The sequence below is a fragment of the Paraburkholderia phymatum genome (genome assembly GCF_040965635.1).
In the GTDB taxonomy this organism is placed as follows: Bacteria; Pseudomonadota; Gammaproteobacteria; order Burkholderiales; family Burkholderiaceae; genus Paraburkholderia; species Paraburkholderia phymatum_B.
In genome coordinates this window covers 58,961-78,967 of record NZ_JBFRCH010000030.1, presented here as the reverse complement: position 1 = coordinate 78,967, position 20,007 = coordinate 58,961, and the positions used below count along the sequence as shown (strand labels likewise).

Below are 20,007 nucleotides of genomic sequence, written 5' to 3'. Positions count from 1 at the left end.
AAGGATTGGAAGATGCCGCCTATCACCTGGCGGCAAGCAGTCAATCAGTTCGCCATTCTGTTCGGCGAGCGATTCACGAGCGCCATGAGCTGAGATCTTTTAACCCGACCTCAGCACACGAAATTCCTGACACCTCCCTAAGTTGACCACTGCATTTGCTCTACGAGCCGCGATTAACGTGCTTCGTGATTCTGCGGAATCACCCATGCCGTCAGGCGAGCGCTAGACGAAGCCAGCGTGCAACTGCATTTCGCGCCGACTAAGCCGAAAACACGGACCCTTCCGGCAGTTCCACGGCGCGTATCAGCTGTCTACCTGTGCTGCTTTTGCATTGTGAAATGCCTGATTTCAGGCGCATTCACATTCGCTCACTGAACCCTCGCGATACCACGGTTCGCAGCAGCTACAGCCCTGCTGTTCAAACTGGTTGGTACTCGTGTCGTCATCGTCTTCCGGCAGTTCCGGCACCGGGTTCGCTTCGTCATTCGACCACGCAGTCGGTATGGCATCGGTTTCGTTCAACCCGTACTTCTCCGGACACTCAATGCTCGCGTCAATCTCGTCATTGATGAGGTCGCGCACGTATGCGTCCTCGTCCGGGCGAAACCGGCGCCATGCGCCGTCAACAAAATGGTGCAGTGTCACGACGGATTGTGTATCAATCTCAATGGCAATGCGGATTTTCAGAAACGGATCGCTGGCCCACGGCGACTCCCATCGACCAACTAGATACCTTTCCAGTATAATTCGCTTCCAGAACTCTGATCAAATCAGCTTACGGGACTCCTATGCGAGTCAAGCCCCGTCTCCTGAGTTTGACCGACCCAAGCCGCCCTTCGACGCCCGCGATGATTCGCCCACAGCCCGATGGTTATCGATTGAGTTAGCTGAGATGGTACACCTTGGTCACGGTTCCTCGGAACAGCGCCTCCCGTTCCTGCGTACTCGCCTGCGCGGTTAAGCGCTTGAACGCATTCCAGCCGTTGCTATAGGGATACGAGCCCTTATCGACCGGAAAATTGCTTTCGAACATGCAGCGGTTCGCGCCGAACGTCTCGATGCAGGTATGCATCCACGGCTTCCATGTAGCCGCCAGCTCGATCGATGAAGGCGGAAGCTCTCCTTTTTCGAAGTCGAAGCCGTTGATCCGCATACCCAAGCCACCGACTTTCACATACACGTTGGGCAACTGCGCCAGCTCGCGCATCGAGCTCGACCATGCGTCGAACACTTCCTTGCGTTTGTCTGTGTAACTGGCGATGCGCACGATCCCGCCGCAATGATTGATGATGAACGGCGTGTCGGGATACGCCTTCGCCAGATCGAAGAGTTCGGGCAATTGCGGGAAGAAGAGCCACGCGTCGTAGGAGAGGCCGAGCGCCCCAAGTTGTGCGACGCCTGACCGATAGGTCGGGTCCAGCAGCAATCCCTGCGGCGCTGCCGACAAGGGATTCACGAGCGTCTGGTCTGCGTCCCACGTTACGAGATGCCGCACGCCGCGCAAGCGGCCAGCGCCCGCCTGAAGCTCGGCTTCGAGCACTTCTCGCACTGCCGTACCGCGACGCAGATCCGCGTAACCGACGATACCTTTCGCGACCTGCGGCTTGCCTTTCTGCAACGGTGCGGTGGCCCCGACCACATATTCGATTTCGCCGACCGGGCGCATCGGTTCGGAACCATCTTTTCGATAACGCGTCAGTGCCTGCATGTACACGGACGCGGTGATGTTGTGCCCGGATCTGGCGTCTTCGAGATATTCATCGAGCAGGTAAGTCCATCCCGTGCGCTCATAGAAATGATGATGCGCGTCAACGATCGGCATGCCCGGTTCGAGCGCGGATTCAGTGCCCGAGGCGAGCCACGCCGCGCGAACGGGAAGGTAATTGCTGGTCGTGCTCATGCTGCGGGTTTCCTCTTTTGCGAATCCTTGCCGCGCAGAGACGGCCGGGATCATGATCGATGCTGCCGCCGCGCCAAGGAGCCGGCGTCGCAAGGGCGAACGAAGCGGTACCATGTTCACTTCTTCTCCGTGTTGAAAGCGTAGAGCGAGAGGGTCAGCAGGGTCGTGATGAGCAGCACGAACGACAGACCGATCATGCCGGCCGTGAATGTACCGAAGCTGTCCTTGAGATAGCCCACGAGATATGGTCCCGCAAAGCCACCAAGCGCGCCAATCGAATTGATCAGCGCGAGGCCGCCGGCAGCGGCCTGCCCGGAGAGGAACCTGTTCGGCAACGTATAGAAAATCGTGCGGCCCGCAATCGTTCCGATGAGCGCCAGTGTGATGCCGGTCATAGCAGGCACCAGTTGATGGAAACGGGTCGATACGCCGAGCGCCACGGCTCCGATCAAAAGACCCGCGGCCAGGCTCGCGATGGGGCCGCCGCGCCGATCGACCCGCTTGGCCCACCACAGCAATGCGATGGTTGCAAAGAAATACGGCACCGCCGACATCCAGCCGGTCTGCGTCACGCTCATGCCGTGAGCCTTGAGCATCTGCGGCAGCCAGATGCCAATACCGTAGGAACCCATCGTGAAGCCGAACGAGATCATCGCAAGGATGTACGTGCGCACATCCTTCAACGCGGCGGCGAAATCCTTCTTTTTCTGTCTGGCTGCGCCCTCGCGGTCGAAGGCGCTCTGCAGCGCATGCCGCTCCTGCGGCGACAGCCACGTGGCATCGGCGGGCTTGTCCGCAAGCAGCTGCAGCACGAGGAAGCCGAGCAAGCACGCGGGCAAGCCCTCCACAATGAACATCCATTTCCAGCCAGCCAGCCCGAAGAAGCCGTCCATCTTGAGCAGCCACGTCGAAAGCGGACCGCCGACGAGTGACGAGATCGGCGTGGAGACGGTGAACCACGCGAGCACGCGAGTGCGATAGCTTGCCGGAAACCAGACTGCGAGGAAGAAGATCACGCCCGGGAAGAAACCCGCTTCGCCGATACCCAGCAGGAGCCGGAGCACGTAGAAACTGGTCGGTCCCACCGCAAGCGCCGTGGCCGCCGCGAAGAAGCCCCAGGTGATCATGATGCGCGCCAGCCAGCGTCGCGCGCCGAATCGGTACAGCGCAAGGTTACTTGGAACCTCGCATACGCAGTAACCCGCGAACATGATGCCGGCACCCCAGCCGAACTGCGTCGCAGTCAACCCGAGGTCGTGGTTCATCGTCAGCGCGGCAAAGCCAACGCTTGTCCGATCCAGGTAATTGAAAAAGTACGCGAGCGCGAGAAGCGGGATAAAGCGCCACGCCGCTTTCTTAACCGCCTGTTGTTCCAGTGTGGAGTCGACGGACCTGTCGGCCGTCATTTCCGGTGATATCGATGTCATGTTCCGTCTCCTGTGGAATCACGGCCGAGCTGAACCATGCTGCACGTGCGCGGCAGTGATTCCTTGTGTGCTGCCAGGGTGTCAGGCGCTGGCGAGTTCGTTAGCCGACGGACTCGCCGGATCGCCAGGCTGCTGGTCCCGACACCTGACGATGCCCGCTTCGGTCAGCTGTCTGAGGTCTTCCGGCGTGTAACCGAGTTGCATCAGAAGCGCACGCGTATCCTGTCCGAGTGAAGGCGGCGCTGCGCGGAGTTGCAGCCGTTCCCCGCCAAGCGTCAGAGGCAGCAACGCGGTCTTCGTGGATACAGGTTGACCAGCACCACTAGCGTCGGAGGGCAATGTAACATCGGCAAGCCCCCCCGTTGCAAGCAGATGGGGATCGTCAAACATATCCTGGGGCTTGGTGATTGGCGCATATGGCAATCCGCAGCGTTCGAAGATCGCGCTGATCTCGGACGCCGTGAATGCTTCCATGTGCTTGCGAAGCTGCGGCAACAACCAGTCGCGTGCCTGCACCCGCTGATTGTTGGTCACGATGCGCTCGTCGGCCTTCAGCTCAGTCAGGCCGAACGCGTCACAGAAGATCGCCCATTGTGTGTCGGACACGACCGCCAGGAAGATCTGTTCGCCGTTCCTGACTGAAAACACGTCATAGACCGCCCATGCGGAGATCCGGCTGGGCATCGGTGCAGCAGCTTTTCCGGTCACGGCGAACTGCATCATGTGCTGTGCGACAAGGAACACGTTGTTCTCGAAAAGCGCGCTTTGTACCTCCTGACCGTGCCCGGTGCGCTCACGTTGCGCAAGCGCCGCCATCGCGCCGATCGCGCCGAACATGCCGCCCATGATGTCGTTGACGCTCGTGCCAGCCCGCAGCGGACGCCCTTCCGGTCCCGTCATGTAGGCGAGGCCGCCCATCATCTGAGCAACTTCGTCCAACGCGGTCCGATGGTCGTACGGACCGGGCAGGAATCCTTTGTGCGACACGTAGATGAGACGCGGATTGAGCCTGGAAAGCGCCCCATATCCCAGGCCCAGTTTGTCCATCGTGCCGCTTTTAAAGTTTTCGCTGAAGATGTCTGCACCGGCAAGCAGCTTGTGCACGACGTCGAGCCCGCGCGCATCCTTCACATCGACGGCGATACTCTTCTTGTTCCTGTTGAAGGTACTGAAAAAGCCAGCTCCGGACCCGCGAAGAGCGCGCGTGCTGTCGCCAGCAATCGGTTCAACCTTGATCACCTCCGCGCCCAGATCAGCCAGGACCATGCCGCATGTTGGTCCCATTACCATGTGCGTCATCTCGACAACACGCACGCCGCTGTACGGCAGAGCTTGGTTCGCTTGCTCTTGGCTCATTGCGCAACTCCCAACAGACAGCCTTCCGGTTGCGGTGCGCTCGGTACGCGCCCATCTGAATATCTGAATCCCTTGGGCAGTCCGGCATCCTGCACATGCCCGTACAAGGCTTCGTCCGGCAGCGCTTCGGCCAGAATCGCACGTGCAGCGCCCAGTTTGTCGATGTCCACGCCCGTCTCATAGCCCATGGCTTCCAGCAGGAAAGCAAGGTCCTCCGTGACGATGTTTCCAGTAGCGCCTGGGGCATACGGACAGCCGCCAAGACCAGCCTGACTGGAATCGATCGTTGTGACGCCCACGTCAAGCGCGGCGATCACATTGGCGAGTCCCTGACCGCGTGTGTTATGAAAGTGCGCCCCGCCCGCCTTGTCCCTGAGTTCCGATTGCAGTCGACGGAACAGGCGACGAACCTGCGCAGGGTTGGCGTACCCGCTGGTATCGGACAGGCCAATCTCGTCCACGCCGGACTCGGCCATCGCAAGACACATACGCATCGTTTCGTCATCGGTGACCGTGCCGGTGATGGTGCAGCCAAATGCGACGGACACGCCCGCTTCGATCTGTACGCCGGGAAACTGCTCGTTGCGCAACGCGACGATGTCGCGAACCTCTTCAATCATCTGCGCCGTCGTCTTGCGGATATTGGCCATCGAGTGCTCGTTGGTCACCGAGACGGGCAGCGTTACTTTGTGCACACCGGCTTCGAACGCGCCGCGCGAACCATGCAAATTCGGCGCGAGGACCGCCACATGAAGGCCAGGAATCGACAGCGCATGAGCCACGACCTCACGGATGTCGGCCATTTGCGGCAGTAACTTCGGGGGCACGAACGAGCCCACCTCAATTTCCTTCAACCCAGCGGCGGCCAGCGCGGAAATCCATCGCAGCTTGGCCGCTGTCGGGATGATGCTCTTGATGCTTTGCAGGCCGTCGCGCGGCCCAACCTCGCTGATCAACACCCTAGGATTGGACGTAATCACAACTGCTCCTGTGTTCTATCTGATAGATCTAGGTTCTGCTGGAAAGAACTATATGCCTGCGATAAGTCTCGGATAAGACGGGTAAACCCGAGAATTTTGAAAAAATAGAACTTGAGTTCTATTGTGCGGAACTGTAGAGTGTGAGAACAAACTTCGAGGGTAAAACGTGCCTATCAATGCACTCTCGCCGACGGAGCCGACGATCGACACGTCAGAAAGGTCGAGTGGCGTCGCGGTCCTGGATCGAGCATTTGCGATTCTCAACGCCTTTGGACCGGTTGATGACCGGCTCACGCTAACGGAACTCTCGCGCCGCACCGGCTTGTACAAGAGCACGGTTTTGCGACTGCTCGGTGCTTTGGAGCACGGCGGATACATACGGAAGCTGAATGACGGGCAGTACGCCATCGGCCATCAACCGCTGCGCCTCGCAACGCTTTATCAACGGTCCTTTCAAATCGGCCCGGTTGTCGAACCCATCCTTCAGCAACTGAGTCGAGACATGGGCGAGACGGCATCTTTCTATGTGCGGCAGGGTGACCAACGTTTAGTGCTCTACCGCGTGGAGCCGTCAAGGAGCGTGAGGGTTGCGATACGTGTTGGCGAGGAATTCCCGGTCGACAAGGGCGCATCCGGCAAAATACTGCTCGCATTCACTGAATCTCTGGACCCCCGCGGGAATGACGTGCGCGCGCAACTCTGGGCGGTGTCATACGGCGAACGCGATCCTGAGACAGTATCAGCATCGGTGCCGGTGTTCGATTCGAGTGGTCAACTCGTGGGCGCTCTCACTCTATCCGGGCCCAAGGGTAGATTCGATGCGCCAGACACTATTAACGTTGCGCTGAAGGCGTTGCTTGACAGTGCGAAGCGCGCGACGGTCACCCTGGGTGGTATGGGTGAGAGATACGATGCGAGCATCGCCCGCTTCGCCGCCCCATCATCATCCGTAGATCGGGTGTCTGCGAAATAAAAGATCCGCGCTCATATCCGCCCCGGCGCACCGCTTCCGCTTCACACTTCAGTGCAACTGTCGCAGACCCGCACCTGACGTCTAGCGAAGAGCAGCTTGAGAGTGGCCGGCGCGAGCAGGTTTTGCGATCTTTGCGAGAAGGCCCTATGCGATCAGGCGAGGCCCGCGTCAGTACAGCGCGCTTAACGCAGTGCTCGAGCCATATACGGTACTTCGGGGGCTCCCGTGACCAAAACGACATGGGGCTACCCAATCGGACAGCGTACGTCGTTCGAACTCAGCCGCACGATAAAGACGACGCATAGCCGCGCCTGACCAAGCACGAGACCCAAATGGCGAAGACCAAAAAAACATCACCTCAACCTTCGATCTGAATGGCCGGTTCCTGAGTGGAACCGACGCCTGAATGTCTCGGCGACATTGCCCGCGAATGTCGCTTCATGGCGTGCGCCGTGAAAAGGCGGCGCTTTTCCAGTGGGTGAAAGCCCCACCCGGCAACCGCTCCAGCCGGAAGCAACCTATAAGGACGTTCCCTTTTTGCAAGCTTGGGTTCATTCGGTCATTGATAGATTCCGATGTTGTGGCAGACACGATGGCAGGTCGGCGGCGGGGCTCTTCTCCATGACTTTCCGCTTCTCAGATGGGTTGCCAGCACCAACCATCGTGGCATATCGCTACGCCACAGGATGGGGAAAGTCCTTTCTAATTCGGAGCAGTCGTGGAGGTAACGAAGCGGTTGAAGCCTTCGGTGAAGCGTGTCACGAAATACGGTGACAGCGCGAGTGTGCAGGCCGTAACGCGAGTGAACGCCGAGCAAGCCTCGAAAAGGACGATGCGCAGGCCGACCCGAGAGCCATGTCGGGGAAGGCTTCTATGAGCGGCTGGGTGAATGAGCAGGCAGAGCGCCCAGTCGCTGCGCCGGGGTAGTGGCGACAGCATGCACACAAGGAAGCGCACGCAACACGGGAAGACCCTTGGCGTGGTCAGGGATGACAAACTAGACGCCCGTGAGGGACTGGCCTGGCGCCTTCCCGAGCAAGAAGTCAGGGTCCTAATGCCTTCTTCTCCTGTCAAGATCGGAGGGCGCGAACGCGCCTGTAACCCTTCGGAAACTGGTTGGCTAAACGGTAGAATCCGTCCTCGCCATCCATCAGGATGGCGATCTAAAACGCTCGCCCGAGGCTCCCTTTGTCGTTGGAGTGGAATAATGCGACGGCACGCCTAAGCTCGAGCGAAGGACTATGGAGGGAGGGCGGATCGACTGGTTACTCAAACATCCTGCGCCCCGGTGTGGCTTCTAATTCCTTGTAATGACAGGCGACGGTGACTGATCCGCGCGCACGAGTCGCGTCAATGATACGCGGGCTCGTGCGCAGAACAGCTCGGCGATGCCTGGCAGCGGCAGCGTCGATGCGCGCACGACGTATAGCTGGTCGCGAATCTCAGGCTCGAAAGGCCGCACGGCGACACGGTTTTTGGCGTACGCCGCCGTCACCGGATCGATCAGCGCGACACCTGCCCCGTTGGCGACCAGCGCGACGATGGTCTGCGACAACTGCGCCTCGACGCTCATCTGACGCTGGACGTTCTGCTCGACGAATACGCGGTCGATGGCCGTGCGCGCGTCGAACGAGCGCGGGAACGAGATGAACGATTCGCCTTCCAGGTCGGCCGCCTTGAGCACGCGCTTCCTTGCCAGCCTGTGCGTGAGCGGCAGAATGCAGCGCATCGACGCATCCGTCAGCCGTTCGGGTCGCACGGACGGATGCGGAATCGCTTCTGCGATGAACCCGACGTCGCATCGGCCCGACGCCACCATGTCCACGACGGTGCTCGCGCTATGCGTGAGCAAGGTCACGTCGATGCCCGGATGCGCCTGCACGAACTGCGCGACGACGGCGGGCAGCAGTTCGAGCGCGATGGCGGGCGACCCGGCCACCCGCAGCGAGCCGCGCCGCATCGCGCGTATCTGCTGGGCCGCATGACCGATGCGATCGAGACCGACGAACGCGCGCTCCACCTCCTCGTATAGCACGCGCGCTTCCGCGGTCGGCACGAGCCGTCCCTGCTGACGCTCGAACAGCGTGAAGCCCACGCTGTCCTCGAAGTCCGCGATCAGGCGGCTCACCGCCGGCTGCGAGATATGCAGCGACTGCGCCGCGCGCGTCACCGTGTGCCGCTGGATGAGTGCACGGAACGCTTCCACCTGTCGGATCTTGAGGTCGGCCGAGCTCATAACATTCACTTATAGACGAGCGAAAAACGGCATTTGACGCAGCATTTTGCCAGTTGGATGCTACGTCCGACAGCATTTTTCCTGATATCGACGCAGTGGATCAACTCCATAACATTCGTCCCGCCAGCGGGGTGTGGACATGAAATCGAACACTTACGATGTCGTCGTTGCGGGCGGAGGGCTCGTCGGTATGGCGATCGCGTACGGTCTCGCGCGGCTGCACCTTCGCGTCGCCGTGTGCGACGGCGCGGACAACGCATACCGTGCCGCGCGCGGCAATTTCGGCCTCGTGTGGGTGCAGGGCAAGGGCGGACGCTGCCTGCCATACGCGCAGTGGTCGCTCGGCTCGTCGCAGCGCTGGTCGACCTTCGCCGCGCAGCTATCGCGCGAAACGGGTGTCGACGTGGGCTTTAAGCGTCCGGGCGGCATCGAACTGTTCGAAACGCACGCGGAACTCGATAAGGGACACGCGCTGCTCGAATCGTTGCGAGAGCCGGACGCGGGGCTCGATTACGAAGTGCTCGATTCAAACGCGTTGCGCAAGCGCATTCCCGCGGCGTCGCCGGAACTCGCGGGCGCGCTCTATTCGCGCAACGACGGCCACGCAAGCCCGCTCTATACCCTGCGCGCCTTGCAGCAGGCGTTCGCGGTGAACGGCGGAGCGTACCGGCCGTGTGAGGAAGTACGCGAAGTGCTGCCGCGCTCGGGCAGTTTCGATGTCGTGACGGCGACGGGCACGCTCAACGCCGGACGCGTCGTGCTTGCGGCGGGACTCGGCAACGCGTGGCTCGCGTCGATGATTGGCCTCGATGCGCCCATCTCGCCGTTGCGCGGACAGATCATGGTGACCGAGCGTCTCGCGCCGTTCCTCGATTATCCGACGCTGGTCGTGCGGCAGACGCGCGAAGGCTCGGTGATGCTCGGCGATTCCGCGGAAGACGTCGGTTTTGATGAGGGCACCACGCGCGGCGTGATGGCCGATATCGCGCGTCGTGCACAGACGGCATTTCCGATTCTCGCGCATGCGCGCGTCGTGCGGGCATGGGGCGCGCTGCGCATCATGACGCCGGACGGTTTGCCCGTCTATGAAGAATCCGCGTCGTATCCGGGCGCATTCGTCGCGATCTGCCATAGCGGCGTGACGCTCGCTGCCGCGCATGCCGAAACGCTCGCACCGTGGATCGCGGGCCGCGCGCGTCCGCGGATCATCGAGCCGTTCGTCACGGCACGTTTCCAACCGCGACAGGAGTAAGCCCATGTTTGAGCTCTTGCCGCTGGCATCGGCGGCGACCGTCGGCATCGAAATCGACGGCGATCTGCTGCGCGTTCCTGCGCATTTCACCGTCGCTGCCGCACTGCTCGCGAACGGAAAGGCGGCGTGCCGCACATCAGCCGTGAGCGGCGCGCCGCGTGGGCCGTTCTGCATGATGGGCGTCTGCTTCGATTGCCTCGTCGAAATCGACGGCGTGCCGAATGTGCAGGCCTGCATGACGCGTGTCGCCGAACGCATGCGCGTGCGATCGATGCAAGGCAAGGCGAGGCTCGCATGACGGATACACGATGCGATCTGCTGATCGTCGGCGCCGGGCCGGCAGGGATGGCGGCGGCTTGTGAGGCGCGCGAGCGCGGTCTCTCGGTAATCGTCGCCGATGAGGGTCACGCACCCGGTGGCCAGATCTACCGCGATGTGACCACATCGCCGCTGCGCAGCATCGCGGCGCTCGGCAAGGACTACGCGGCGGGGCGTCCGCTGATCGAGCGCTTCTTCGCGTGCGGCGCGCAGTATTTGCCGCACACGCTCGTCTGGCAGATCGGCCGTGAGGCGCACACGGGCGCGACGGAAGCCGTGGCGATGCTCACGCGCGGCAATGCGGCCGATGCCGGCAACGCGCCCGGACTCGATCACGCGAGCGGCACGCTGGCCGTGCATGCGCGCGCCGTCCTGCTCGCGACGGGCGCGCAGGAACGTCCGTGGCCGATTCGCGGCTGGACGTTGCCTGGCGTGATGGGCGTCGGCGCGGCGCAGACCGCGCTCAAGTCGGCGGGGCTCGTGCCGTGCGCGCAGACCGTGCTGGTCGGCGGCGGGCCCTTGCTGTGGCTGTTCACCTCGCAGTTGCTCGAAGCCGGCCGCAGGATCGCGGCGATCGTCGATACGACGCCGCCGGATGCGCATACGAAAGCGCTGCGTCATCTGCCGCGCGCACTCAGGGCCGCCGACTATCTGCTCAAGGGCTGGCGCATGATGCGCGCCGTGCGCCGCGCGGGCATCGCCATTCACCATCATGCGCTCGACGTCGAAATCATCGGCGACACGCGGGCGGGCGCCATTCGCTTTGTCGACGGTGCCGGCAACGCGCGGCAGATCGAAGCATCGCTGATGCTGCTGCATCAGGGCGTGATCCCGTCGACGAATCTTGCGCGCGCAACGGGATGTGCCCACGAATGGGACGCGCGCACGGCCTGCTGGCATCCGCAAACGGATGCATGGGGGCGCAGCAGCGTCGCCGATGTGTGGATTGCCGGCGATGGCGCGGGCATCGGCGGCGCGCAGGCGGCGGCGTTTGCCGGCACACTCGCGGCGCTCGACGTCGCCGCGCAGCTCGGCGCACTCGACACGCTAACGCGTGACCGCGCGAGCCGCGCACCGCGTGCCGCACTGAACCATCATCTCGCCGTTCGGCCGTTGCTGGATGCGCTGTATACGCCGCCGCCCGCATCGCGCTTGCCCACCGACGAAGTCATCGTATGCCGTTGCGAAGAAGTGACGGCGGGCGAGATACGTCGCATTGCCGCGCGGGGCTGCACGGGACCGAACCAGATGAAGGCATTCTCGCGTTGCGGGATGGGTCCGTGCCAGGGCCGCTTGTGCGGCACCACGGTCGGCGAACTGATCGCGCACGCGCAGGCGAGAGACCCCGCCGATGTCGGCTACTACCGGATTCGCGCGCCCGTCAAACCAGTCACGATTGCGCAACTCGCGCAGGCCATGCCCGTCGATACCGATGTCGCGCGCGGCGAGTTTCCCAGTTGAAACGCTGCATGGCTCGCGCGCCCAAACGCTTCGCTTTTTCTTGACGTTGGACCCTTGACCCTTGACCTTTAGCGAGGAGTGCTTTGATGAAACGTAGCTTGAAAGTGATGGTGGCAGCGGTATCGATGGCGCTCGCGTGTGCGGCGTCGGCGAAAGAGTGGCAGACGATACGCGTGGGCATCGATCCGACCTATCCGCCGTTCGAATCGCTGTCGACGAGCGGGGCGGTGGTCGGCTTCGACGTCGATCTCGGCAACGCGCTGTGCGCGAAGCTGAAGGCGAAATGCGTGTGGGTGCAAAGCAGCTTCGACGGCCTGATTCCGGGCCTGCAGGCGCGCAAGTTCGATGTGATCCTGTCGTCGATGGCGGCGACGGCGAAGCGCCGCGAGCAGATCGACTTCACCGATCGTCTCTATCGTAACCAGACGCGCCTGATCGCGCGCGAAGGCTCGGGTCTGCTGCCCGATGCGGCGAAGCTCGCGCACAGGCGTGTCGCCGTTCAGCAGGGCACGGTGCAGGAAACCTATGCGCGCGAGAAGTGGGCGGGCGCTGGTGTCGAGGTGGTCCCCTACCAGAACTACGACCAGGCATACGCGGACCTCGGCACGGGGCGCGTCGATGCCGTGCTGATGGACGCGGTGCGAGGCAAGCTCGGTTTTCTTGATACGCCGGCCGGCAAGGGCTTCGCGTTCGTGGGCAATGTTGTTTACGATCCGACGATCATGGGCGACGGTGATGCTGCTGGCGTGCGCAAGTCCGACAGCGATTTGCGCGATGCGTTGAACGTCGCGATTGCTGAAATGCTGCGCGATGGAACGTACAAGAAGATCGAATCGAAGTACTTCCCGTTCGATATGTATGGCAAATAGCGCTCGAAACCGGGGTGCCGGGGGCCCGCGTGATTGGTCGTGATGCGACATGGGCACATGCGTTATGGGCGAACGGCCTTTCACGCGGCTACGTGTGCGGAGGCTCGCGGATAGGCCGAATCAGGTTGCATCTGCCAGGCGCGAGACGGACCCTGTTTCTCATGCCGCCGCTATGCGCCTTATGAAGTGCAGAGACCGGCTAGCCGCTGCAGTTCGGTCTTTCAGGAAAAGCCGCCGTGCAAATGATTGCTTCACCTTGGAACCTGCCAGAAAACCAATTCACACAAGTCGGCCATAGCCGACATTGGGGCGGCCGGGTTCTACGTCAGCAATGTGGCGGGTAGCTGCCGTGCTGATGCACTGCTTATCAGCGTTGCCTTTCAATGAATCGGACTTCGGGGATTGATGAATAACCAAAGTGACTTTACAGGTCTGAGCGGATGCGCGAATTGGCGGACTGATCGGTTTGCTGGTTGGGGACGCCTTGGGTGTTCCCTACGAATTCAAGACGCCAAACCTGCTTCCACCGCGTGACAAGATTGAGATGACGCCACCCGCTGGTTTCAGGCGTTCCCATGCGGGCGTACCGGTCGGCACGTGGTCCGACGACGGAAGCCAAGCGTTGTGCCTGTTTGCCAGCCTTCTGGAAGGCGGTCGCTTCTCGCTGACCGACTTCTCGGACAGACTGGTGAAGTGGCTGGACGACGGCTATATGGCAGTCGATGACGATGTGTTCGACTGTGAAATCCAGACTGCCGAAGCATTGGGTAAGCTGCGCGATGGTGCGTCGGCAAGCGAATCGGGCGGCGCGTCGGAGTGGGACAACGGAAACGGTTCGGTAATGCGTGTTCTGCCGCTGGCACTTTGGCACGCCGGTCACGATGACGCATTGGTCCACGACGCCCATCTTCAATCGTTGCCAACGCATGCACACCCACGTTCACTGGTCGCATGCGCGTTCTACTGTCTCACAGCACGCGGGTACTTGCGAAAGCTGGCCGATCCTTGGTCGTGGGCCGATCAACGTCTCGAAGAACTCTATCGTCTCTGGCCCACGGAACGGTTTTCTCAACGAACTGGACGTGCTGAGAGATTTCAAAAAGATGGACCAACCGCGTGGCACCGGCTACGTGCTTGATACGATCTGGTCAGCCCGGGCGGCACTGGAAGAAGATTCATTTGAAAACGTTGCCCGAACTGCGGTCCGTTCGGCCACGATACCGACACGACAGCAGCCGTCGCGTGCGGGCTGGCCGGTATAAAACACGGTATAGACGGCATCCCAGAGCGGTGGATGCGAGAACTGAGAGGAAGCGAAATCGCTTTGCCGCTCCTCTCGCGTCTCGCCGCTCAGTCGTCGCCATAGGAGCATATTGCGACGCAACATTTGTCAGCGGCGCTCGCGTCCAATTTATCTGCTATCGTCTGTGGAATGCCGTAGCGGCATTAAAAGAACGAATATGTGAAGCGAGGGACCACATGACCGTCAGCATCCACAATCCAGACCAGTACATGGCGAGTCTGAGGCAGATCATTGCGCAAGGCCGCAAGCGGATTGGCCTGCTGGTTGGCGCAGGGGCGCCCGCTGGTACCTTTCCTCCGGGGAGTAGTCAACCTCTCATTCCGGCAGTGGCGGGCTTGACCGAAATGATTCTGGCTGCCCTAAAGGAAACCTATGGCAATACCCTTGCGTCCTTGATCGCGGAAATTGAGAATCCGAATATCGAAAGCATCCTTTCGCGCGTTCGTAGTTTGGCGGGCGTGATCGGAAAGGCGAAGGTCCACGATCTGGACGGGGACGGCTATAGAAAGCTTAGCGAAGCGATTTGTGAGCAAATCGGTCTCATTGTCAACAAGCCGCTGTACGACGGTCTGTCGCCATACACGGAGTTCGTGACGTGGATCAGCGGTACGGGGCGTGAACATCCGATAGAGATTTTTACGACCAACTACGACCTTCTCTTTGAACAAGCGCTGGAACGTGCGCACGTTCCATATTTCGATGGTTTTAGCGGTGCCAACGAGCCTTTCTTCGACCCGTCGTCTGTGGCAAGCAATGACTTACCGCCTCGCTGGACGCGATTGTGGAAGCTTCACGGTTCACTTGGGTGGGCGTCCAATACGAAGGGTGAAGTGGTGCGTACCGGAAGGGGTACTGCAACACACTTGATATTTCCTGAACACCTAAAGTACGACCAGACACAGAAAGCGCCCTATGCCGCGCTTTTTGACCGTTTGCGTGCCTTCTTGATGACGCCGGACACATTGCTCATCGCGACTGGTTTTTCTTTCGCGGACGCGCATATCTCCGCGCGAATCGACGAGTGTTTGTCTGCGAATCCGTCTGCAAGCGTCTTCGCGTTTCAGTTCAAGCCACTGGACCAAGAGGTGCATGCACGTGACATCGCCGCGCGCCGCGCTAACATGAGCTTGTATTCACCCGATAAAGCGATGATTAACGGCATCGCAGCGCCTTGGATGCCGGGTGATTTGCCGACCCGCGATTGGTCCGCGATTAGGGCAACGTATTGGGGCTCTGATGTCAAGGGTGGTCCGGCGCAATTCCAACTTGGCCGATTTGACCGGCTTGCTCGTTTCTTTGCCTCGGCGCGGGCCGCACAACACTTTCCAACGGCGCCACCGCCCACCGAATCCACCATTGTCGTTCCCGCACCCATTCTCGTGCCAGCCGACGCTGCATCAGTTGCATCGGCAGCGGCACCTGCGAACGGTGCCACATGAATTCGAAGCCGACACTACTTGGGCATGTTGGGGCAGTTACAGGTGGTTCCATCAGCGTGCGCCTGTCGCCGACTGTAGCTTCCGGCATAGCTATTATCGGTGGGAAGAGCTATCGGATCGGTCAAGTCGGGAGTTTCGTGCGTATCCCGCAGGGATACCATGACCTTTACGGAATCGTTGCTGAGGTCGGCGCGAATGCGGCGCCAGAGGCGTCGCGAGGAATTCCCGAGGGCGGCGACCGTTGGATGACTATTCAACTGGTTGGCGAGATCGTCGGAGCTTCGTTTGAACGAGGTATAAGTCAATATCCAAACGTTAACGACGAAGTCCATCTCGTCACAGAGGAAGACCTAGCAGTAATCTATGGCACGCAGGATGGCGGGCAGGTGATGATTGGTCGTCTTGCGAACGCTGAGGGCATTCCTGTCCGTATCGACCTTGACAAGCTCGTAACACGTCACAGTGCTGTACTCGGTTCGACCGGGGCTGGTAAATCTACGACGGTCGCTAGCCTCATGCGATCAATCGCTTTGGGGGGCGCGGCCGAAGCTAGTGCGGGGTTCCCGAGCGCCAGAATTCTCTTGCTCGACATCCATGGGGAATATGGTCAAGCGCTCCGCTCCGTTGCGAAGGTCTTTCGCGTCAATGCGAGCACCGGCGAGGAGCCGCTACATATCCCATTTTGGGCTCTCGATCCGGTCGATTTGCTTACGTTTCTGATGGGTAAGCTCGACGACAAGGCGATGTCTCAAATATTGGATCGAATTTTCGATTACAGGGCTGCGCTCGTAGACGAGGGTTCGGTTGCTGGTTTGGATGTCAACTCGATGACTTCCGACAGCCCCGTGCCGTTCAGCTTGAAGAAACTTTGGTTTGAACTGCTGGAACCGGAGATAAAGACGTGGGCTGACCAGCCGCGAACAATTCCGGCGCTTGACATTGCAGGTGATGCCGAAACGCTTCGGGCTCCGCGCTACAGGCCACACGGCGCCGGGTCTACTGCGCCATTTATCAATCAGATTGGTGTTTTGGGTATCAGACGCCCGCTGGATCAAATGCGGTCCCGATTGCTCGACCGGCAGTATGACTTTCTCCTGCACCCCGGCGCATGGGAGCCAGACCTTGATGGCAATGTGGCGAATGACTTGTCTGATCTCCTCAGGGCGTGGCTGGGCCACGACAAGCCGATCACAATCCTCGACCTGTCCGGCATTCCGAGCGCCGTGGTCGCCCGTCTAATAGGTGCGATTCTCAAAATAATCTATGAAGGATTGTTTTGGGGACGAGCGAAAAGCGAAGGCGGTATATCCAGACCACTGCTCGTCGTGATGGAAGAGGCGCATCGGTACCTCTCCAAAGAGGCGGATGGCCCTGCACGCGCGATGGTCCAACGTATCGTGAAGGAGGGGCGCAAATTCGGTATTGGTGCGATGGTGGTTAGCCAACGTCCCTCGGAAGTCGATGAAACAATTCTTTCACAGTGCGGTACATTCATCGCGCTGCGTCTCTCCAATTCATCTGATCGCTCTAAGGTTCAAGCCTCCCTGCCCGATAACTTGGCTGGCGTCGTTGACAGCTTGCCGGTCCTTCGTGTCGGAGAAGCCATCGTCACTGGTGAGGCCGCGCGACTTCCAATCCGGTGTCGCATCACCCTTCCCGATGAAGCACATCGTCCGAACAGCGAAGACCCGGCGGTTGCAAAGCGCTGGCAGAGCCCGCGTCTTCCCGAAAGCTACGAACGTGTCGCCGCATCTTGGCGTGCGCAAAATCCAGCATGGGCGAATCTGCGTGCAATACGCACGATGCTTCCACAACAGGAGATCGAAAATATGGAGCGAGAGACCGTGGATTCTTCGACGGTGCTGTCAGTCGGTTACGAGCCGACTACCAGTACGCTCGAAGTTGAGTTCAAAACTGGAAGACTGTATCAGTACTACAACGTACCTGAACCCATCTACCAGCAATTCATGGCGTCCGATTCGAAAGGAAAGTTTCTCCACGCGTATATCAAGCCAGCGTATCCGTACTCGCAGGTTTAGTTCATTGTCGTTGACCCGACGCCGGGAATCGGAAGGGCAGTGACAACTTAACCGACAGAGCGGGATTTTCGTTCGCCCCAGGTTACGAGGTGACTCGGATACAGCCGTTGTACAAGAGGCGAAGCATCAGTACAGTAGGCGTGAACTGTTGAGTCGATATGGGCGAGTCACGAGTTGGCACGCGAGTCTAACGGAACGCGTGGACCGGCCACGCGGTAGTCCTCTCGAGCACATCAAGGAAGACTTGATCCTGTTGTATCTCGAGCGGTGGCTGACTGGAGGATGCTGCCTTCCCGCTGCTCGACATCGCAACCGTCGGCAATGCCGCGCATTGCCGACGTAAAACCCGGCAGCCGCAATGGCAGCAATGGCCGATTACTTGTCCTCGAGTGACGGCACGGAATGACGGTTCCGCTCTGATACTTGCCCTTGGCACAACGACGGCTCGATCGACGCCTGCGGGTCACAAAGAACAGCCATTCGCTGTGGCGTGGCATCCGCACTGACGTCAACGCGGCGGCGAAGGTTTGTGAGAGTGCGGGTCGCGCGTGGCCGAAAAGAATGTCAGCAAGGCCGGGATGGTATGCGGGCGGGCAAAACGCGTTGGCCAGGTGTCTCAGTTGCCTGCCGCCCCGAGCATCGACTGCCGGCACCCCGCAGCGCCGCACCGGCACGCGTACTGTTCTCTGACTGCGTCGTTGAGTTCGCCGTCGATGACCAGTGCGTAGTCGATGAACAGCTCATGGCCGGGCGCGATGTCGGTTAGCGCATGAATGAACACGCGATCGCCCGTCTCGATCGCCTCGCAGTTCGGTGCACATGCGTGGTTCAGGAAGCGGGCGCTGTTTCCGCCGCGGCTGCCGTCGATCACGCGCCCGTCGGACAGGCCAAACACAAACGTGTGGCCGGCCTCGGACCGCTGACGGGCGGCGGCGCGCTGCCAGCTGGTCACTTCACCCTTGTACTCGATGAGCCGCTCACCGGCGGCGATCGGCTGCAGCGCAAAAACCCCCTTGCCATGTACGGATGAGCGTCGTGCCGTGATGCGTTTCAGTCGCATTGTGTGTCGTTCCCCGCCTGCAGGATGTGTGTGTGATCGTGATTCCGGTTCTGTTGCGAAGCATATCGCCGCCATCGCCTGTATTCAACAAGGCGTGCCGTTTCGCATGCAACTAACCGTCCGGCGTTCGCGACAACCGGCCCGGCTTCGCCAAGAGTCAGTCAGCCAGGACGAGTGCCTGGTCACGAGCGTCATATAACTGCGATGCCTTTTCGAACGCCGCGCGGTTGCCGGGCGCCGTAGACATGCGTTAGGGTTGAGCGTCCTGCCCCGCATTGGGCGGGCGCTTTTATCAGAGGGAGCTCACACATGAACAGGCAGGAATTCATCGATGCGGTCGCCGCCACCACGGGCGAAAGCAAGGCCAGCACGGGCGAAGCCCTTGATGCCATCCTCGAAACCGTAACGGCGGCCGTGACGCGCGGCGAGACCGTCCAGCTGGTCGGCTTCGGTTCATTTTCGACGGGCGCCCGCGCCGAACGTAGCGGGCGCGATCCGTCGACGGGCGAGGCCATCACGATTCCCGCCGCGAAAACCGTGAAGTTTTCGGCCGGCAAGGCGTTCAAGGACGTCCTGAATGCGGCGTGAGCAGGCTGCGTCCAGCGCGCTCAAGCGCCATTGGAACTTCGCGGCCATGTGATGCGGGTCTTGCGGGACTGGTTGACGTCGCAACCGGATCGACGAGTCGCCCGCCTGTTGTTTTTCGATGCGCCCGATTGATACGGCAGCGTGTCCGGTATCGTCCAGGGTTCCGGAAGTTGGCGGTTTTCCCCGACTTCCGGTGCGTGTTGAGGCCCACCGTCCAGAACCGGACGATGGGCTTTTTTTGAATGTGACGAGCGGAAGAGGCGGCGACCGGTTCTGGCGCCCATGCACAACGCAGCCGGGGCCGCGCACCCCGTCGCGAATGTCACAGACGGCCGGCAACCGGGTAGCGGGAGTGCCATCCATCCTTGAATGGTGGCTTCATCACTTTCTGCATCGTCCGACCGGATGCAGCACATCGGGTGCGAGGTCGGCGGCCATGTGGGTGATCACCATGCGCGCCTGTCAGTCACATCGTGCATCGTCATCGAATAAGCCGGCGGTCATCACGCACGGCGGTCAAGGCCTTGCAAAATCCTCCGCCGTCAATTCGAGACGCAGAGCCGGATGAGCGAGCAGTTTGCGCCCCGCGATCGCGCGGATGCGGCCGTACCCATCCCGGAAGATCTTCAGGATGCGGGCATCACTGGCCCGGGGTTCGAGCCAGAAATACGTTTCGAGTGCTGCAAGTGTGATCACGCATTCGACCGTGACGTTCTGATGTACGAGTCCAAAGGCGACGCCACGACGGTTTGCAAGCACCTGCGGTTCAAGGTCCAGGGTTTCCATGACGGTAAAAGGAAAACGCG

General features: G+C 60.7%; 16 protein-coding genes and 1 pseudogene. 9 read left to right on the top strand and 8 right to left on the bottom strand.

What is annotated here, in order from left to right:
- Positions 1 to 348: 348 nt before the first annotated feature.
- From AB4Y32_RS32080 to AB4Y32_RS32060, 5 genes are all read right to left on the bottom strand, one after another.
- Positions 349 to 645: a hypothetical protein gene (locus AB4Y32_RS32080; RefSeq protein WP_368725168.1), complete on the bottom strand. Its 297-nt coding sequence runs from the start codon at positions 643 to 645 to the stop codon at positions 349 to 351.
- 238 nt (positions 646 to 883) lie between these two features.
- The gene (locus AB4Y32_RS32075) at positions 884 to 2,014 is read right to left on the bottom strand and encodes an amidohydrolase (protein WP_368725167.1); all 1,131 of its coding nucleotides are present in this window, start codon (positions 2,012 to 2,014) and stop codon (positions 884 to 886) included.
- Positions 2,015 to 2,016: 2 nt separating this feature from the next.
- Positions 2,017 to 3,327 carry an MFS transporter gene (locus tag AB4Y32_RS32070; RefSeq protein WP_368725166.1) on the bottom strand — a complete coding sequence of 437 codons (1,311 nt, stop codon included), beginning with the start codon at positions 3,325 to 3,327 and terminating at the stop codon, positions 2,017 to 2,019.
- Between the two features lie 81 nt (positions 3,328 to 3,408).
- A complete protein-coding gene (locus AB4Y32_RS32065; protein ID WP_368725165.1) occupies positions 3,409 to 4,683 on the bottom strand; it encodes a CaiB/BaiF CoA transferase family protein in 1,275 nt (424 codons plus the stop codon).
- Complete coding sequence (locus AB4Y32_RS32060) at positions 4,680 to 5,663, bottom strand: hydroxymethylglutaryl-CoA lyase (protein ID WP_368725164.1); 984 nt, start codon at positions 5,661 to 5,663, stop codon at positions 4,680 to 4,682. Before AB4Y32_RS32060 ends, AB4Y32_RS32065 begins: the two co-directional genes overlap by 4 nt.
- A 166-nt stretch (positions 5,664 to 5,829) precedes the next feature.
- Between AB4Y32_RS32060 and AB4Y32_RS32055 the strand changes: the two genes are divergently transcribed.
- Positions 5,830 to 6,636 carry an IclR family transcriptional regulator gene (locus AB4Y32_RS32055; RefSeq protein ID WP_368725163.1) on the top strand — a complete coding sequence of 269 codons (807 nt, stop codon included), beginning with the start codon at positions 5,830 to 5,832 and terminating at the stop codon, positions 6,634 to 6,636.
- Positions 6,637 to 7,933: 1,297 nt separating this feature from the next.
- Here AB4Y32_RS32055 and AB4Y32_RS32050 read toward each other — a convergent pair.
- Entirely contained in the window at positions 7,934 to 8,872 is a 939-nt protein-coding gene (locus AB4Y32_RS32050; protein WP_368725162.1) for a LysR substrate-binding domain-containing protein, read from the bottom strand.
- A gap of 139 nt (positions 8,873 to 9,011) precedes the next feature.
- Here AB4Y32_RS32050 and AB4Y32_RS32045 point away from each other — a divergent pair, with 139 nt between their 5' ends.
- From AB4Y32_RS32045 to AB4Y32_RS32015, 7 genes and pseudogenes are all read left to right on the top strand, one after another.
- The gene (locus AB4Y32_RS32045; RefSeq protein ID WP_368725161.1) at positions 9,012 to 10,124 is read left to right on the top strand and encodes an NAD(P)/FAD-dependent oxidoreductase; all 1,113 of its coding nucleotides are present in this window, start codon (positions 9,012 to 9,014) and stop codon (positions 10,122 to 10,124) included.
- A 4-nt stretch (positions 10,125 to 10,128) separates the two neighbouring features.
- Positions 10,129 to 10,422 carry a (2Fe-2S)-binding protein gene (locus AB4Y32_RS32040; RefSeq protein WP_368725160.1) on the top strand — a complete coding sequence of 98 codons (294 nt, stop codon included), beginning with the start codon at positions 10,129 to 10,131 and terminating at the stop codon, positions 10,420 to 10,422.
- Positions 10,419 to 11,903, top strand: coding sequence for an NAD(P)/FAD-dependent oxidoreductase (locus AB4Y32_RS32035; RefSeq protein ID WP_368725159.1), 1,485 nt, complete (start codon positions 10,419 to 10,421; stop codon positions 11,901 to 11,903). Before AB4Y32_RS32040 ends, AB4Y32_RS32035 begins: the two co-directional genes overlap by 4 nt.
- An 86-nt stretch (positions 11,904 to 11,989) precedes the next feature.
- Positions 11,990 to 12,772 carry an ABC transporter substrate-binding protein gene (locus AB4Y32_RS32030; RefSeq protein WP_368725158.1) on the top strand — a complete coding sequence of 261 codons (783 nt, stop codon included), beginning with the start codon at positions 11,990 to 11,992 and terminating at the stop codon, positions 12,770 to 12,772.
- 448 nt (positions 12,773 to 13,220) lie between these two features.
- Positions 13,221 to 14,138, top strand: a pseudogene (locus AB4Y32_RS32025) (ADP-ribosylglycohydrolase family protein).
- Positions 14,139 to 14,251: 113 nt separating this feature from the next.
- The gene (locus AB4Y32_RS32020; RefSeq protein WP_368725157.1) at positions 14,252 to 15,514 is read left to right on the top strand and encodes an SIR2 family protein; all 1,263 of its coding nucleotides are present in this window, start codon (positions 14,252 to 14,254) and stop codon (positions 15,512 to 15,514) included.
- A complete protein-coding gene (locus AB4Y32_RS32015; protein ID WP_368725156.1) occupies positions 15,511 to 17,553 on the top strand; it encodes a helicase HerA-like domain-containing protein in 2,043 nt (680 codons plus the stop codon). The genes AB4Y32_RS32020 and AB4Y32_RS32015 overlap by 4 nt, the downstream gene beginning before the upstream one ends.
- Before the next feature lie 616 nt (positions 17,554 to 18,169).
- Here AB4Y32_RS32015 and AB4Y32_RS32010 read toward each other — a convergent pair.
- Entirely contained in the window at positions 18,170 to 18,613 is a 444-nt protein-coding gene (locus tag AB4Y32_RS32010; RefSeq protein WP_368725155.1) for an SET domain-containing protein, read from the bottom strand.
- Between the two features lie 309 nt (positions 18,614 to 18,922).
- Here AB4Y32_RS32010 and AB4Y32_RS32005 point away from each other — a divergent pair, with 309 nt between their 5' ends.
- The gene (locus AB4Y32_RS32005; RefSeq protein ID WP_368725154.1) at positions 18,923 to 19,201 is read left to right on the top strand and encodes an HU family DNA-binding protein; all 279 of its coding nucleotides are present in this window, start codon (positions 18,923 to 18,925) and stop codon (positions 19,199 to 19,201) included.
- 516 nt (positions 19,202 to 19,717) lie between these two features.
- On the opposite strand, the gene AB4Y32_RS32000 is transcribed toward AB4Y32_RS32005, so the two are convergent.
- Complete coding sequence (locus AB4Y32_RS32000; protein ID WP_368725153.1) at positions 19,718 to 19,987, bottom strand: DUF1488 family protein; 270 nt, start codon at positions 19,985 to 19,987, stop codon at positions 19,718 to 19,720.
- Between the last annotated feature and the right edge of the window lie 20 nt (positions 19,988 to 20,007).